This is a genomic window from Streptomyces sp. NPDC056628, assembly GCF_042792555.1.
In the GTDB taxonomy this organism is placed as follows: domain Bacteria; phylum Actinomycetota; class Actinomycetes; order Streptomycetales; family Streptomycetaceae; genus Streptomyces.
Genome location: NZ_JBHTWG010000048.1, coordinates 28550 through 44649, shown reverse-complemented (window position 1 = coordinate 44649; position 16100 = coordinate 28550). Strand labels below are relative to the sequence as shown.

10 protein-coding genes are annotated in these 16100 nt (G+C 72.5%); 6 read left to right on the top strand and 4 right to left on the bottom strand.

Features of this window, described 5'->3' with window-relative positions:
• The first annotated feature begins 345 nt into the window (after positions 1-345).
• A complete protein-coding gene (locus tag ACFRAC_RS33660; protein ID WP_382937901.1) occupies positions 346-2745 on the top strand; it encodes a beta-L-arabinofuranosidase domain-containing protein in 2400 nt (799 codons plus the stop codon).
• Positions 2746-2770: 25 nt separating this feature from the next.
• Here the strand turns inward: ACFRAC_RS33660 and ACFRAC_RS33655 are convergent, their stop codons facing one another.
• Complete coding sequence (locus tag ACFRAC_RS33655; RefSeq protein ID WP_382937897.1) at positions 2771-3604, bottom strand: phosphotransferase enzyme family protein; 834 nt, start codon at positions 3602-3604, stop codon at positions 2771-2773.
• A 168-nt stretch (positions 3605-3772) separates the two neighbouring features.
• Here ACFRAC_RS33655 and ACFRAC_RS33650 point away from each other — a divergent pair, with 168 nt between their 5' ends.
• Positions 3773-4591, top strand: a complete 819-nt coding sequence (locus ACFRAC_RS33650) for an SAM-dependent methyltransferase (protein WP_382937894.1) — start codon at positions 3773-3775, stop codon at positions 4589-4591.
• A 188-nt stretch (positions 4592-4779) separates the two neighbouring features.
• Here ACFRAC_RS33650 and ACFRAC_RS33645 read toward each other — a convergent pair whose 3' ends face one another.
• Positions 4780-6003, bottom strand: a complete 1224-nt coding sequence (locus ACFRAC_RS33645; protein WP_382937891.1) for an MFS transporter — start codon at positions 6001-6003, stop codon at positions 4780-4782.
• 459 nt (positions 6004-6462) lie between these two features.
• Between ACFRAC_RS33645 and ACFRAC_RS33640 the strand changes: the two genes are divergently transcribed.
• Positions 6463-6687 (top strand): hypothetical protein, encoded by a 225-nt coding sequence (locus ACFRAC_RS33640; RefSeq protein WP_382937888.1) that lies wholly within the window; start codon positions 6463-6465, stop codon positions 6685-6687.
• A gap of 100 nt (positions 6688-6787) precedes the next feature.
• Here the strand turns inward: ACFRAC_RS33640 and ACFRAC_RS33635 are convergent, their stop codons facing one another.
• Entirely contained in the window at positions 6788-7087 is a 300-nt protein-coding gene (locus tag ACFRAC_RS33635; RefSeq protein WP_382937886.1) for a hypothetical protein, read from the bottom strand.
• Positions 7088-7206: 119 nt separating this feature from the next.
• Here ACFRAC_RS33635 and ACFRAC_RS33630 point away from each other — a divergent pair, with 119 nt between their 5' ends.
• The 3 genes from ACFRAC_RS33630 to ACFRAC_RS33620 are packed head-to-tail and all read left to right on the top strand — an operon-like array spanning position 7207 to position 11403.
• Entirely contained in the window at positions 7207-9285 is a 2079-nt protein-coding gene (locus ACFRAC_RS33630; protein WP_382937883.1) for a DUF4139 domain-containing protein, read from the top strand.
• A gap of 4 nt (positions 9286-9289) precedes the next feature.
• Complete coding sequence (locus ACFRAC_RS33625) at positions 9290-10852, top strand: DUF4139 domain-containing protein (RefSeq protein WP_382937881.1); 1563 nt, start codon at positions 9290-9292, stop codon at positions 10850-10852.
• Entirely contained in the window at positions 10849-11403 is a 555-nt protein-coding gene (locus ACFRAC_RS33620; protein ID WP_382937878.1) for a TlpA family protein disulfide reductase, read from the top strand. Before ACFRAC_RS33625 ends, ACFRAC_RS33620 begins: the two co-directional genes overlap by 4 nt.
• 66 nt (positions 11404-11469) lie before the next feature.
• On the opposite strand, the gene ACFRAC_RS33615 is transcribed toward ACFRAC_RS33620, so the two are convergent.
• Positions 11470-15741: a discoidin domain-containing protein gene (locus ACFRAC_RS33615; RefSeq protein ID WP_382937875.1), complete on the bottom strand. Its 4272-nt coding sequence runs from the start codon at positions 15739-15741 to the stop codon at positions 11470-11472.
• Positions 15742-16100 lie beyond the last annotated feature (359 nt).

Genomic DNA, 16100 nt, shown 5'->3' with positions numbered 1-16100 from the left:
GCGTTGTCGGGATCGTCCGCGTACGCCCAGTACGCGGACGACCCTCCGCCTTGCGATGCACCGCACCAGACGCCGCGGACCCCGCCCTTCGGGCGCACGACGCTACTTTCGAAACACGCCCTAGCCCCGGAGCTGTCCCGGCCGTCACGGGCGATCTCCGCACCGGCTGACCGCCGTCCCTCGCCGCGCTCCCTCTGGACAGGTCAGCGCGAGCGTGCTGTCATGCCGACGACCGCCCTTTCAACGTTGTAGAAGCCAGGGAGCCGAGCGCTCCGTCCTCCCCCACGTACGTGCGCGACATCGTTGTCCCCCTCGGTCGACCCTTCCCGGAAGGCAGGTCCCCCCATGTCCCTCAGTCGACGGGCGTTGCTCGGCGCGGGCTCGTTCTCCCTCACGGCCGCGGCTCTCGGCGCTCCCCTCGCCGGGGTCGCGGCCGCGGCCCCCGCCCCGTCGGCCGGGACGCCGGTGCCCGACCGGTTCCGGCGGCTTCGGCCGGGCAGTGTCACCGCGCGCGGCTGGCTCGCCGGGCAGCTGCGGCTGCAACTCGGCGGCCTGTGCGGGCGGTTCGAATCCGGCTCCCACTTCCTGGACTTCGCGGCGACCGGCTGGGTGCACCCGGAGCGCGGCGGGTGGGAGGAGGTGCCCTACTGGCTGCGGGGCTACATCCCGCTGGCCGTCGCGACGGGCGACACGGCCGCGCTGAAGCGGTCGCGGGAATGGGTGGACGCGATCCTGGCCACGCAGCAGGGGGACGGCTTCTTCGGTCCGCGCGCCCTGCGCACCTCCCTCGACGGCGGGCCCGACTTCTGGCCGTTCCTGCCCCTGCTCCAGGCTTTGCGCAGCCACGAGGAGTACACCGGCGACCGGCGCGTGGTGCCGTTCCTCGTCCGCTTCCTGCGCTTCATGAACGCCCAGGGGCCAGGGGCGTTCGACCGGAGCTGGGTGTCGTACCGGTGGGGCGACGGGCTGGACATCGCCGTCTGGCTCCACCGCCGTACGGGCGAGGCGTTCCTGCTCGACCTCGCGGCCAAGATGCACACCCACGGCGCCGACTGGACCGGCCCCACACCGAGCCGGCACAACGTCAACATCGCCCAGGGCTTCCGCGAACCCGCCCAGTACGCGCAGCTCACCGGTTCCGCCGAGCTCACCCGGGCCACCTATCGCGCCTACGACACGGTCATGGCCGAGTACGGACGGTTCCCCGGCGGAGGTCTGGCCGGTGACGAGAACTACCGGCCCGGGTTCACCGACCCCCGTCAGGGCTTCGAGACCTGCGGCATCGTCGAGTTCATGGCCAGCCACGAGCTGCTGACCCGCGTCACCGGCGACCCGGTGTGGGCGGACCGCTGCGAGGAGCTGGCGTTCAACATGCTCCCCGCCTCCCTCGACGCCGAGGGCAAGGCCGTCCACTACATCACCAGCGCCAACGGCGTCGACCTCGACGACCGGGCCAAGACGCAGGGGCAGTTCCAGAACGGCTTCGCCATGCAGGCGTTCCAGGCCGGCGTCGACCAGTACCGCTGCTGCCCCCACAACTACGGCATGGGCTGGCCGTACTTCACCGAGGAGCTGTGGCTGGGCACGCCCGACGGGGGTCTCGCGGCCGCGATGTACGCGCCCAGTTCGGTGCGCACCCAGGTCGCGGGCGGCACGACGGTGACCGTCACCGAGGCCACCGACTACCCCTTCGGGGACACCGTCACCTTCACGGTGTCCACGCCCCGCCCCGTACGGTTCCCGCTCGTGCTGCGCGTCCCCGGCTGGTGCGGTGGCCCCGAACTGCGGGTGAACGGGACCGCGTCCCCGGCGTCCGAGGGCCCGTCCTGGGCGCGGGTGGAGCGCACCTGGCGCGACGGCGACACCGTGCGCGTCCGGTTCCCCCAGCAGGCCAGGCTGCGGACGTGGTCCGGTCAGCACGGCGCGGTCAGCGTGGAGCGGGGCCCGCTCAGCTACTCCCTGGCCATCGGGGAGCGCTACGAACGCGTCGGCGGCACCGACACGTTCCCCGCCCACGCCGTCCACGCCACCACGCCGTGGAACTACGGCCTGGTGCCGGACACCCCGCTCACCGTCGCCCGCACCGGATCCGGCGTACCCGCGCAGCCGTTCACCCCGCGGACGGCCCCCGTGCGGATCACGGCGCAGGCGCGGCGCGTCCCGGAGTGGATCGCGGACGACGAGCACGTCGTCGCGCCGCTCCAGGACGGACCCGCCCGCAGCACCGAAGCCGTGGAGACCGTCACGCTCATCCCCTCGGGCGCGGCCCGGCTGCGGATCACCTCCTTCCCCACGGCGGCGCCCGACGGCAGGCCGTGGATCCCCGAGCCGCCCTTCCGCCGGCTGCGGAACAAGCACAGCGGCAAGGTCCTCGCCGTCGACGGGATGTCGTTGGAGAACAGCGCCCGTGTCGTGCAGTTCGCCGACACCCGGACCGCCGACCACGCCTGGCAGCTCGTGGACAGGGGCGACGGCTGGTTCCTGATCCGCAACGGCCACAGCGGCAAGGTCCTCGGCGTCGACGGCATGTCGACGCAGAACAGCGCCCGTGTCGTGCAGTTCGAGGACAACGGCACGGCGGACCATCTGTGGCGGCTGGTCGACGACGGCGACGGCTGGTGCCGCGTGCTGAACAGGAACAGCGGCAAGGTGCTCGGGGTGGACGGCATGTCGACCGCGGACAGCGCGCAGGTGGTCCAGTTCGACGACAACGGAACGGACGACCACCTGTGGCGCTTCCTGTGACGTCCGTGCGGGCGTCTCCCGTGTCCTACCCGTCGCCTGTCGCCGTCCGGAGCCGCTCCAGCCACTCGGCGGCCAGTGCGCGTCCGCCGGGAAACCGGTCCTCCCGGTCCCAGCGCCAGGCGGTGATCATCGCCAGGACGAGGGTCCGGCACCGGCGCAGCAGGGTGGGGTCGGCTCCCGCGTAGTGCGCGGCGACCTCGTCGGGCGCGTGGGCGAGGTCGAACTCGACGGGGCCGCGGCAGCACGTCTCCAGGTCGATGAACCGCACCCCGCGGTCCGTGGTGAGGACGTTCCCGGGGTGCGGTTCGCCGTGCAGCAGCTGTTCGGCGCCGCCGTGCTCGCGGACGGCGCGTCCCAGGGTGCGCAGCGTGTCCGCGAGCAGGGCCCGGTCGGCGTCCGCCAGCTCCGGGGTGCGGGCGCGGTCCGCCACGAGACGCCGGGCCTGCGCGACCCGGTCGGTGAAGTGCGGTGCGGGCACGTCGAGTTCGCGCATCCCGGCGTGCAGTCGCGTGAGGGCGGCCGCGTACGCGGCGGGCGGGACGTCCTCCGAGGTGGCCGGCGCGTAGTACGTCCACAGCGTGATCACGAAGCCGTCCCGCTCGTAAGGGCGCGGCTCGACGCGGGGGTCCAGGGCGGCCACCGGGCATCCCGATCCGGCGAGCCGCCGCGCCAGGTCGATCTCGAACCGCGCCACCTGGTCCGTCACGGGCGCCACCCGGGCCAGGAGGTCGCAGGGCAGCAGGCGCAGGGTGAGCTTGTTGGAGTCGTGCAGGACGACCGCGTCGTCGGCGGGCAGGCCGAGCGAGGAGACGACCGTCAGGGCGGCGGCCGTCGCGCGTGACGCCTCGGTCCCGTTCATCGTCGCCCCGCCTCTCCGCCGGGCACGGCCACGCCCGGCCGGCGCACCCTACCAAGGCACCCCGTGCGTCACGCCGGGGTCCGCTCCCGGATGCGGTCACGTCCCTCAACTCGGCCCGGTAGGTTGCTCCTTGCCGGGTTGCACAGGCCAGATCTGGAGGGACTTCGCGTGACCGAGATTTCCGCCGCGTCGAGGGAGGCGCGCAAGCGCATCAAGACGGACCAGCCGCACACGGCCCGCATCTGGAACTACTGGCTGGGCGGCAAGGACAACTACGAGGTCGACCAGGCGGCCGGGGACCAGATCCGCGGCCTGCACCCGGGCATCGGCGACTACGCCCTGGCCGACCGCAGGTTCCTCGGGCGCGCCGTGAAGTACCTCGCCGGCGAGTGCGGCACACGCCAGTTCCTGGACATCGGCACCGGTCTGCCGACGGCCGACAACACGCACGAGGTGGCTCAGCGCATGGCGCCGGAGTCCCGCGTCGTGTACGTCGACAACGACCCCATCGTGCTGGCGCATGCCGAGGCCCTGCTGACCAGCACGCCGGAGGGGCACACCGCCTACCTGGACGAGGACCTGCGCGACGTCGACGCGATCCTGGAGCAGGCCGGGCGGACCCTTGATCTCGATCAGCCCGTGGCGCTGATGCTGCTCGGCGTCGTCATCTTCATCGAGGACGACGAGGAGGCGGCCGGCATCGTGCGCCGGCTGATGGACCGGCTGCCCTCCGGCAGTCATCTCGTGCTCTCGCACACCGTCACGCACCCGGGCATGCCGGACGTCGACGCCGCCGTGGCCTTCTGGAACGAGCACGGCACCCCGAAGCTGACCCAGCGCACACCGGAGGGCGTCGCCCGGTTCTTCGACGGTCTGGAGCTGCTGGAGCCGGGTGTCGTCTCGTGCAACCGGTGGCGGCCGGACGAGAGCGTGGCCGGGCTGCCGGAGGACGTGGCCATGTTCGGGGGTGTGGGGCGCAAGGTCTGACGTCCGGCCCGGCGCCGGTCGGACTCCGGGCACACTTCGGGGCGGCCAGTCATCGCTGCTGTGCCGCCCCGGAGTGCGTCCCTGCTCCACCCGCCGGTCGAGTGCCCCGGCGAATCCCCCTCACACCTGTCGATCCGATCGATTTCGGAGCCGGGCTTCCCGGTGACCGCTTCCCGCGCGCCGGCCGGTCAGGGCTGGTGGGTGGGCGCGGCCTCGGGCCGGACATCTGCCGTGGACGATGTGATCACCTCGGAGCCCGCCGAGCGTCCGTCGCGCCGGTCCATGACGCCGCCCGCGACGGCCAGGCCGAGTCCTGCGACGGCCAGGGCGGCGCCCACGAGGCTGGGCGAGGCCCAGCCCCAGCCCGCCGAGATGGCGAGGCCGCCCAGCCAGGCGCCACCGGCGTTGGCCAGGTTGAAGGCGGAGTGGTTGGACGCCGCCGCCATGGTCGGGGCGTTCTTGGCCTTCGCCATCAGCAGCATCTGGACGGGCGTCGTGATGAGGGACCCCATCGCGCCGATGAACGTGATCGTGATCAGCGCCCCGACCGTGCTGTGCACGGCGAAGTAGAACACCACCAGCCCGGCGGCGAGCAGGGCCAGCCCTCCGTACATGGTCGGACGCAGAGCGCGGTCGGTGAGCGGTCCGGCGACCAGCGTGCCGAGCGTCATGCCGACGCCGTACAGGGCGAGGACCAGCGTGGTCGAGGAGTCGGAGAAGCCGCTCAGGTTCGTCAGCATCGGCACGAGGTAGCTGTAGACCGCGAAGAAGCCGCCGAAGCCGATCACCGCGGTGGCCAGGCCGATGGCGACCTGCCGGTTGCCCATGGCCCGCAGCTCGTGCCCGATGCCGGACTGCCGGCCGCGCGGCTGGTGCGGGACGAACAGCGCCAGCGCCACCAGTGCCACGACCCCGATGACGGCCACGGCCCCGTAGGCCGCCCGCCAGCCCAGTTGCTGCCCGAGCGCGGTGCCGGCGGGGACACCGACGATGTTGGCGACCGTCAGCCCGAGGAACATCTTGGACACGGCCCGGGCGGCCCGGTCCGGAGCCACCAGCCGGGAGGCGACGACCGCGCCGACACCGAACAGCGCGCCGTGCGGCAGTCCCGCCAGGAAGCGGGCGGCGAAGAGCAGACCGAAGTCCGGGGCGAACGCGGAGGCGATGTTCCCGACCACGAAGAGGCCGGACAGCCACAGCAGCAGCCGCTTGTGGGGGACACGGGCACCGATACCGGTCAGCAGCGGCGCGCCGACCACGACGCCGAGCGCGTAGGCCGAGACGACGTTGCCCGCCTGGGGCACGGACACCCCGACCCCGTCGGCGATCTGGGGCAGCAGCCCCATGGTGGCGAACTCGGTGGTGCCGATGCCGAAGGCGACGACAGCCAGGGCCAGCAGAGCCAGAGGCATGGTGCGGGGGAACCTTTCGAAGACGGTGGTCCGGGACGGAGAAGGAGCCGAGAGGCCGAGGTCACGGGGATTTCTCGACCGGCCGCGTCGAGCACCATTGCCCAGCGCACCGCCCACACAGGGCAGGCCCATCAACACGGGAGCAATCATGGACGGGCGCGCATTCCTGGATCGCGCCGCACCGTGACGTGATCTATGTCATGTCATGACGTGCCGACGAGCGCCCGCACCCGGCCCTCGACCCTCTGTGATCGTCTCGCCACTTTCAGGCGCGTCTCACTCGTGGAGCACGCACCCCTGTCACCCGGAAGGACCGTCCCGTCCTCACGACCAGTCAGGCGCCCAACACCCATGCGCTGAAGGCCAGTTGTGCGGTGCGGGCCACCATCCGAGGAACCGGCTCACCCGCTCGGATGCTCTCGGCGCGCAGAAGATCGTCGCGCTGTGCATGGTGAGTTCATGAACACCACACCTCGCCTGAAGAAGGCCATCGCCCGCATGCCCCGCACCCTCGCCGTGACCACCGCCGTCGGCATCGCCTGCGCCGCCGGCCTGGCGACCGCCGCGCCCGCCATGGCGGCGCCCGCCACCCACGCCGCCGTCCAGGCCGCCCCGGCCGGCGGCGACGGCGAGCACTTCCAGTGCGGAAACGGCCTGCTCCCGATTCTCAACTTCTGCAACTGACCACACCGCTCGACCCGACCAGGACCACAGCCTCCCCGTGGCGGTCAGGCACCAAGGCGACAGACCTGGTGCCTGACCGCCCAGACGCGCGCGGCCAGGCTCAGACGCGAGCGTGACGGGCCGGGGCGGACGCCCGTACGGAGACGGAGCGGCGCTGCTCGCCGGCCGCCGCCCGCCCGGGGCCGAGGCGGCGCAGCCACCAACTGGACAGCCCCAGCAGACTGGCGAAGACCACGAGGAGCAGCACGGACGTCCACATGGGCCGGCTGCCGGGCGACGACCACGCCGTCCCTATGCTCGACGCCGCCCACAACAGGACGCCCGCGGCGTACAGCGTGCGCACGCGGCGCAACTGCCGGGCTACCGACGACGATTCACGGGACTCGCTCTGTGCTGCCATGCGCGCCGTGTACCCCCGTCGGCCTCATACGCACCTGCCATCTCGCGGAATCACTGTCGAGCCGGGTGCGGCCTGCGCGTAGGCTGCCGTCGGCAGGACCACGACGGGGGCGGGGTGGGATGAAGTCCGAGGTCGCACAGACACAGGGGTGGGCGTCGACGCTCGACGCGGTGGTGGTGTACGCGCAGGGCGCGCTCTGCACACGCGTCGCCCGGGGCACCGTACCGGCGGACGGCCGGGTGCGGGTCACCGGACTGCCGCGATCGATGGACCCGGGGTCCCTGCGCGCCAAGGCGGTGGGCGGGGGTGGTGTACGCGTCACCGAGGTGCGGGTCGAGGTGGACGCCGAGCCGGCCGCCACCGAGGACACCGGCTCTCTGCGGCGTGAGAGGGAGCGGCTGCGGGACGCGCACGCGGCGGCCCAGGCACGACGCGACCGGCAGGTGAACCTGATCGGGGAGACGGCGGCGCTCCGCCCGGTGCCGCCCGCCCGGGAGCCCGGGGACCCACCGCGCGCCACGCCCGCCGACGCCTGGCTGCGGCTCGCCGCGTTCGTCGACGAGCGGCTGCGGGCGCAGCAGCTCCGGCTGACCGCGCTGGAGGAGGAGCTGAGCAGGGCCGAACACGATCTCGCCGTGGCCACGGACCGGTGGGCGCGAGCCTCCACCGACGTGCCGTCCGAGCCCATCGCGACCAGCGTCGTCGCCGTCCTGACGCTCGACGGCGCGGACGCCGGTGCCGGACCGGTGGACGTCGAGCTGGAGTACGGCGTCCCGGGTGCCGTCTGGGTCCCGGCGTACCGGCTCACGCATCGTCAGGGCGAGGACGGCGGCACCCTCGTGCTGCGAGCCTCGGTCGCACAGCGCACGGGCGAGGACTGGACGGGCGTCCGGCTCGCCCTGGCCACCGCGGATCTGCGCCGCCGTCCCGGCCTGCCGAGACTGCGCTCCCTGCGACTGGGACGGCGGCAGCCCCCTCCCGCGCCGTCCGGCTGGCGGGAACCCCCGGCGGGGCTCGCCGACCTCTTCTCTGGGTACGACGCGGCAGGTCCGCGCCCCGTCCCCGTGGTCCCCGTGCGGGCCGCTCCAGGTCCCGTTCCGCCACCGCCCCCGATGCCGCCGGGCTACGGCGCGGCACCCACCGCGCTTCCCGAGCCGGGCGGGCCCGCCGCTCCCGCGGCCGCTCCCTTCCAGGCCGCGCCCCCGCCCCCGCCCGCACCGCAGGCGTACGGCATGCCGCCGGCCGGCTTCGCGGGTGCCCCGGCCGCCTTCGACGCCGCCGCGCCGGGCGCGGCACCGGCCATGCGGTCGCGGCGCGCCGCCCCCATGCCCCCGCCGCCGTCTCCGCCGGCCGCCACGGCGCCGCCTCAGCCGCGTGAGGCCGAGCTCGACTACGCCGCGCTCGTGCTGTCCGGTGCCGACGAGCCCGGTCACCGCCGGGGCCGGCTGTTCCCCGGGCCGTCGTACGACCCCCGGTCGGAGGAGTGCCGGCGTCAGGCCGAGGCGGTGGCCGCGCTGCCGCTGCCCGGGCACGCCGTGCGGCCCCGGGCGTCCGCGGGTTCCTTCGACCACCGCTACGACGCGATAGCCCGCGCCGACGTCCCCTCCGACGGTGTCTGGCACACCGTCACCGTGACCGAGATCCCGGTGGGGCTGCGCACGGAGTACCTGTGCGTGCCGTCCGTGGAGCAGACGGTGTACGCCACGGTCGTCCTCTCCAACGCGACCGACCAGGCCCTGCTGGCCGGACCGGTGGAGGTCATGAGCGGCGACGACTTCCTCACCACCGCCGCGCTGCCCACCCTCGCCCCCGGCGGCGTCCGCCGCATGGGGCTGGGACCGGCCGAGGGTGTCCGGGTCACCCGCCGCACCCAGCTGCGCGAGTCGACGGCGGGACTGCGCAACAACACGACCGTGCTCGCCCACCGCGTCCACGTGGAGCTGGCCAACCGGCTCGCGCACGCCGTCACCGTCGAGGTCCACGAGCAGGTCCCGGTCACCTCGGAACCGGACGTGCGCATCGACGAACAGGCCGACTGGACGGCACCCGAGCAGGACGGCGCCGGCGACCGGTACGCACCCGGCACCCGCGTCTGGCGCGTGGACCTGCCCGCCGGCGGCGCCACCGCCCTCGACGGCGGCTACGACATCCGCGTCCCGGCCGCCAAGGCCCTGGCCGGCGGCAACCGGAGGAGCTGACACCATGCCCGCGGACACCACCCAGCCGATCCCGCTGCCCGTCACCGCCGTCACCTGCCTGGAGGACCGCGCCCACATCGAGCGCACCGCCGACCTCGACGTCGCCGCCGGCGTCCAGCGGCTGCGCCTCGGGCCGGTCAGCGCGCTCGCGGTCGACCGCACCCTCCACGCCGACCTCACGGGCGACCACGACGCGGCCGTCCTCGACGTACGGATCGTGCGGACCTGGACGCCTCCCGGGCCGCTGCCCTCCCCGGACGACTCGGCGCTGCGCACCCGCGTCCACGCCCTGGAGGAGGAACAACGGGCCCTCGGGCACACCTGCGACCGGCTGCGCACCCGGCTCGACCTCCTCGGCCGGCTCGCCGCCGACCTCCTGCGGGACATCGCGGAAGGCGCGGGCCACGGCGAGACCGAGGAGGACCGCTGGACCCGTGAACTGGACCGGGCCGACGGCGAACGCGACACGTGCGCCGAGGAACTGCGGGCCGCCGAAGCCCGGTCCGCGGCACTCGCCGGTGAACTGGCTCAGGCGCGGCAGGCCCTCGCCCTCGCCGAGGAGCGGCCCGCCGAGCTGGTCGGCCAGGTCGAGCTGACCGTGCGCTCCGAGGCCGCCGGGCGGCTCCGGCTGCGGCTGACCCACCTCACCTCGTGCGCGCTGTGGCGCCCCGCCTACCGGGCCGTCCTCGACGGCGACTCGGTGACGCTGGAGACCGACGCGATGGTCTGGCAGCGCACCGGCGAGGACTGGTCGGACGTACGCCTCACCCTGTCCACGGCCCGTTCGGCGCTCACCACCGATCCGCCACGCCTGACGGAGGACCGGCTCACCCTCGAAGAGCGCACCGCCGAGGAGCGCCGCAGGGTCGAGGTGGAGCTGCGCGAGGAGGAGATCGCGGAGCTCGGCCCGTCGGCGGTCGTGGGCCTGCCCGGGGTGGACGACGGCGGGCAGACGCGGGTGCTGCACTCCCCCGTGCCCGTGTCCGTTCCCCCGGACGGCCGGGCCCACCGGGTGCCGATCACCACGGTGACGACGGCCGCGCGCAGCCAGTACTCCTCGTCGCCGGAACTGTCGCCGCTGGTCACCCGGGTGGTGCGGTTCGACAACACGTCCGGGCACGCGCTGCTGGCCGGACCCGTGGACCTGGTTCGCGGCAGCGGTTTCACCGGGCGCGGCACGCTGGAGTTCACCGCGCCGGGCGCCCCGGTCGAGCTCGCCTTCGGCAGTCACGACGACTACCGGGTCATCCGGCACGCCGAGGAGTCCCGCGACACTGCGACGCTGTCGCAGCGCACGCTGATCACACGGACGGTCCGTCTGCACGTGTCCCGCTTCTCGGCACCCGCCGCCCGGGGCGAGCAGGTCGTCGCCGTGCGCGAGCGGATCCCGGTGTCCGAGGTGTCCGCGGTGGACGTACGGCTGCGCAAGGAGGCGTGCGCCCCGGAGCCGGACGCGGTCGACGCGGACGGCATCGCGCGCTGGGACCTGTCCCTGCCGCCGGGCGGCCACCGCACGGTCACCCTGGTGTACGAGATCTCGGCGAGCGGCAAGGTGACGGGCCTGTGAGGCACCGGATACTTCTCCTGGCCGCCTCCCTGCTCGTCGCCGGTTGCTCGGGCGGGGGCGGGGGCGGCGGTTTCACCCTGGGCGAGGATGGCATCGCCACCGTGGCGAAGGAGGACAGGGACCTCGCGCCCGACCTGTCCGGCCGTACCCTGCACGGCGAACGGCTCTCCGTCCGTTCGTACCGGGGCGAGGTCGTCGTCCTGAACGTGTGGGGGTCGTGGTGCGCCCCCTGCCGCGAGGAGGCCGTGCACTTCGAGAAGGTCCATGAGGACCTCAAGGCGCGGGGTGTGCGGTTCGTCGGCATCAACGTCGGCGATCCCCGCGCCGGTCACGCCCGTGCCTTCGAGAAGGAGTTCGGCGTGACCTACCCGAGTCTGCACGACCCGAGCAGCAGGCTGATGCTCCGCTTCGAGAAGGGCACGCTGAGCCCGCAGACGATTCCGTCGACGCTCGTGCTCGACCGGGACGGCAGGATCGCCGCCCGCTCGCTGGCCGCGCTCGGTGAGCGGAGTCTGCGCTCGATGATCGAACCCGTTCTCGCAGAGCGCTGACCTCCCACGACGACGCGGGGCCGCCCCTCGGAGGACGGCCCCGCTCGGTGCGATGGTGCTGTCGGGTCACTCCACGATGACCCTGAAGGTGCTGGTCGTGTTGCGGATGTCCTGCGCGTTGCCGCTCATCCGCAGGTTGCGGAAGACGGCCTCGCCGACGGCCGGGCCCTGACCGGGTTCCGGCATCTCGTTGGCCCAGATGCCGAAGCCCGACTTGGCGTCGAACGCGTCGCCGCTCTTCTTGGAGTCGGTGATGGAGATGTCGGTGAAGACGGTGTCCTTCACCGGGAACTGCGGCTGCCCGTTGACGTAGTTGGTCTGGAACATCACGCCTCCGTAGGTGGAGTCGGTGATGTCCACGTCGTTGACCCGGATGCCCTGGAAGACCTTCGAGGCGGAGAACGCCCAGATGGCGGGGAAGACCTGCGAGCCCCAGAAGTGGCCGCCGGTGCGTTCCAGGGAGACGTTCTCGATCGTGGTGGGCTCGGTCCCGAAGCCGTTCATCGGGTAGCCGAAGTCCAGCGAGGAGATCGTGATGCCGGAGTAGACCAGGGTGTCGGCGACGCGGATGTTGCGGAAGGTGTTGTCGTAGCCGCCGTAGACGGCGATGCCGGCCGCCCGCCAGGTCAGGGTGGAGGTCAGGTTCTCGTAGAGGTTGTTCTTCTCGTCGGCGCCGCCGGCGTCGATGGCCGAGAAGAGGGCGAAGCTGTCGTCGCCGGTGGCGCGGGCGTCGTTGTTGACGACGTGGTTGTCCGTCGAGCCGTTCGTCATGTTGACGCCGTCGGCGAACAGGTCGCGGATACGGGAGTTCTTGATGGTCATGCTGTCGGTGTTGGCGCCCCAGTAGAGGCACACCATGTGCTCGACCCAGATGTCGTCGATGGTGATGTCGGAGACGTTGGAGAAGTCGAACACCTTGCCCGGGCCGTCGATCCGGGACGTGTAGTTGCCGAAGTAGGCGAAGCCGGCGAACGTCGAGCCCTTCGCGCCGGCCTCGGCCCGGAAGCCGACGTCAGTGTTCTCCTGGGAGGCGGGGGCGTGGAAGCGGGTGAACCACGGCCCGGCGCCGACGACCTTCACGGCCTTGCCGTAGACCTGGAACTTGCTGGACGCCTCGTAGTCACCGGCGGGCAGGTAGACGCCGACGAGCTTGCGCGTGGTGTCCATGCGGACCTTGTCGAGGGCGTTCTGGACGTCCTGGTGGGAGAAGCCGGCCGGGACCGCGTAGGCGGCCGGGTCGGGGTTGGCCTTCGCCGTCGCCTGTTCGGTGTTGACGAAGTCGATGGCGTAGGTGGAGGAGTTGGCGGCGTCCTTCTGCAGCCGGATCCGGGAGCCGGCCGGCACGGTCTTCCCGAGCTGGACGTTCGCCTCGTCGTAGATGTGGCGCGGGGCGCCGGAGCCGGGTGAGTTGCCGGGCGCGGTCTCGTTTCCGTACAGCCAGGCGTACTTGGAGGTCAGGTCGACGGGCTTGAGGAACTGGCCGTCGACGTAGACGTTGAGGGTGGTGTTCGTGCCGTCGGGGATGGAGAAGCGGGTCACCAGGGTGTTGGTGGCGGCGCGGGTGGTCCACTCGACGTACTGCCCGGTGCCGGTGAGGGTGACGGCCTTGCGGCCGCTGGCCTCGCCCGCGAGGTCGCCGATGGTGCGGTTGGGCCCGACGACCTTTGCTCCGCCGCCGGCCGTGCCGTCCTCGGCCTCGTACAGGTCGTACGGCATGTCGGCGCCGCGGCCGACGAACAGCGGCTGGGTGGTGGTGTTGTTGGCGCGCTTGACGGGCAGTTCGTTGGCGTCGGCGGCGATGACCGTCTTGACGGTGTACTTGCCGTTCGCGGCCGTCCAGGTGCCGAGGCTGACGGGTGCGGTGGTCTGGCCCGCGGCGATGGCGCCGTTGTACGAGCCGGTGAGCGTCTTGACCGTGGCGCCCTTGCCGTCCTGGACGGTCAGGGTGATGTCGTGGGCACCGGACGCGGAGGCCACCGAACCCTGGTTCTTCAGGGCGACGGTGAACTTGACGTCGTCGCCGGCCGAGGCGCTGGAGGGCGTCCAGGAGACGGGGGCGGCGAGCAGGTCGGAGCTGGCGACGGGCTTGACGACGAGGGCGTCGGGACGGGTGTAGGTGTTGTTCGCCTCGTTCTGCTCGATGACCTTCTGGGACGGGTCCACCTCGGCGCCGACCGGGTAACTGCCGGCGTCGCGGGTGCCGATGCTCGCGGAGACGGTCTTCGACTCGCCGGCGGCGAGGGCCGGGACGTCGGCTGTGGCCGCCTTGGTGCTGCCGAGGGTGAAGTCGAGGTCGGTGGCCTTGGACGCCCTGGTGCCGCTGTTGGTGACGGTCGCGGTGAGGCCGATGGTGTCCGACTCGACGGGGGCCGCGGGGGTGTGGGTGATGCCGGTGACCTTGAGGTCGGGGTTGGCGGCCGGGGTGCCGATGACCTGGAGTTCGGCGACCTGGGCGCCCGGGGCACCGGAGTTGGCGGTGAACCGGAGCCGGACGTCGGCCGCGGAGCCGGTGACCGGGATGGTCACGCTGTTTCCGGTCGCCGGGGCGAAGGTGTACTCCTTGGCGGCGGCCAGGGTCTCGAAGGTCGTGGCGTCCTGGTCGCGGCCGAGCACCTGGATGTTCTGGGTGCGGGTGGACCAGGCGGGGTCCGGGTTGAGCTTGACGACGATCCGGTCGAGGTCGGCGTTGGCGCCGAGCTTCGTGGTGAGGGTGGCGGGGTAGGCGCCGCTGCCGCTCTCCCAGTAGGTGCTGAGCTGCCCGTCGTTGGCGTTGGCGGCGACGTAGGTGAAGACGGACGAGGACGCCTCGACGGGCTTGCCCTGGGCGAGGTCGGAGCCGGCCGTCGTGCCGGGACGGGTGACGCTGTTGCTGGCCGCCGACACGTTGCCCGCGGCGTCCTTGGCCTTCACGTGGTAGGTGAAGGTGGCCCCGGCGGACGGGGTGTCGGTGTACGTCGTCACGTCACCCGGCACGGACTTGAGGAGCTGGTTGTTGCCGTAGACGTCATAGCCGGTGACCTTGACGTTGTCGCTGGACGCCTGCCAGGTCAGCTTCACGTCGCCGCCGGACTGCGTGTAGGCGAGGTTCGCGGGCGCGGTGGGCGGCTGGGTGTCGCCGCCGGCTCCCTTGCGGGTGACGCTGTTGCTGTCGGCGGAGACGTTGCCTGCGGCGTCCTTCGCACGGACGAAGTAGGTGACGTCGCTGCCGGCCGGCTGGGTGTCGGTGTAGGTCAGGGTGTTTCCGGCGACGCTCGCCCGCAACTGGCCGTTGGCGTAGACGTCGTAGCCGGTGACGGCCGTGTCGTCGCTCGCGGCGTTCCAGGTGAGCCGGATCTGGCCGGTGGCGGGTTCGGTGTAGGCCAGGTTCGTGGGCGCGGAGGGCGCCTGGGTGTCGCCCGTGGCGGGCCCGTACACCTCCAGCTCGGACACCTGTCCCGCGGGCCAGCCGGTGTTGGCGGTGATCAGGACGCGGACGTACCGGGTGGTCGTCGCGTCGAAGGAGAGCGTCGCGGACTGGTCGTTGGCGCTGTCGAAGGTGTACGCCTTGGAGGCGGTCAGGTCGGTGAAGTTCTGGTTGTCGGTCGAGCCCTGGAGCTTGAGGGTCTGGCTGCGGCTCGGCCAGCCGGCGGGGAGCCGCAGCGTCACCTCGTTCACCTTGACGGACGAGCCGAGGTCGACCTGGAGCCACTGCGGGAAGGCGTTGTTCCTGCTCTCCCAATAGGTGGCGCGGTTGCCGTCGCCGGCGTTCGCGGCACCGTAGACGTCCGCGTGCCCGCTCTCGGTGAAGGGCTTGCCCCGGGCCAGGTTGGGGGTGGCCGCGGCGGTCGTGAGGACCTGCATCTCGGCGAGCTGGGCGGTACCGGTGACCGAGTTGGCGCTGAAGTCCGCCCGGACGTAGCGGGCCAGGGTGGCGGAGACGCTGATCCGCACGGTGTTGTCGTTGCCGGGGCTGAAGACGTACGGCGCCGACGGCTTGAGCGTGGCGAACGTCTTGCCGTCGGCGCTGCCCTGGAGGGCCAGCGTCTGCGTGCGGGTCTCCCAGTGTTCGGGCAGGCGCAGCACGACCTGCCGGACGCGCTTGCTGCGTCCGAGATCGGTCTGGACCCACTGGGCGGACTTCTTCGCGGCCTGCCAGTAGGTGTCGGTGTCGCCGTCGGTGACGGCGGCCGCCGCGTGGGCGCGCCGGGCGCTGCCCGCCGTGGCCGGGGCGGTCGCGGCGGCGTCAGGACCGCCGGCCGCGTGGGCGCCGACGGCGGGCAGGCCCAGCACCGCGACGGCACACGCGAGCAGGGCGAGCGCCGTGCGCCGTTGCGGGGATCTCGGCTTGTGTCGAGTCATGCGGGGTCACTTCCTGGGGAGGCTCGCACGCCGGGGGGCGGCGAGGGCGGCTCGTTCCTGGGGAGTGGTGCCTGGCTGTGCGAGGGACCGGACCGGGAGAACCGGCCCGGAGAGAGCAGGATTTTGCATTGATTCATCGAAATATTGCAGAGCGCTGTGAGCCGGTCTACAGTCGCGACAGCACAAATTTCACCAGAATCGCTCAGCGGCAGGCGCCGCGGGTACAGGGGGACCGGAATCGTGGGGCGCCGATCCTCGACAGGCGGGTCCACGGCAGCCGATTGCGCGCATCACCGTTCTCTGCGGGCGCGGAGTCGCATGCCGTTCACTTGCGCATCGGGAGCGCAAGTGAACGCAAA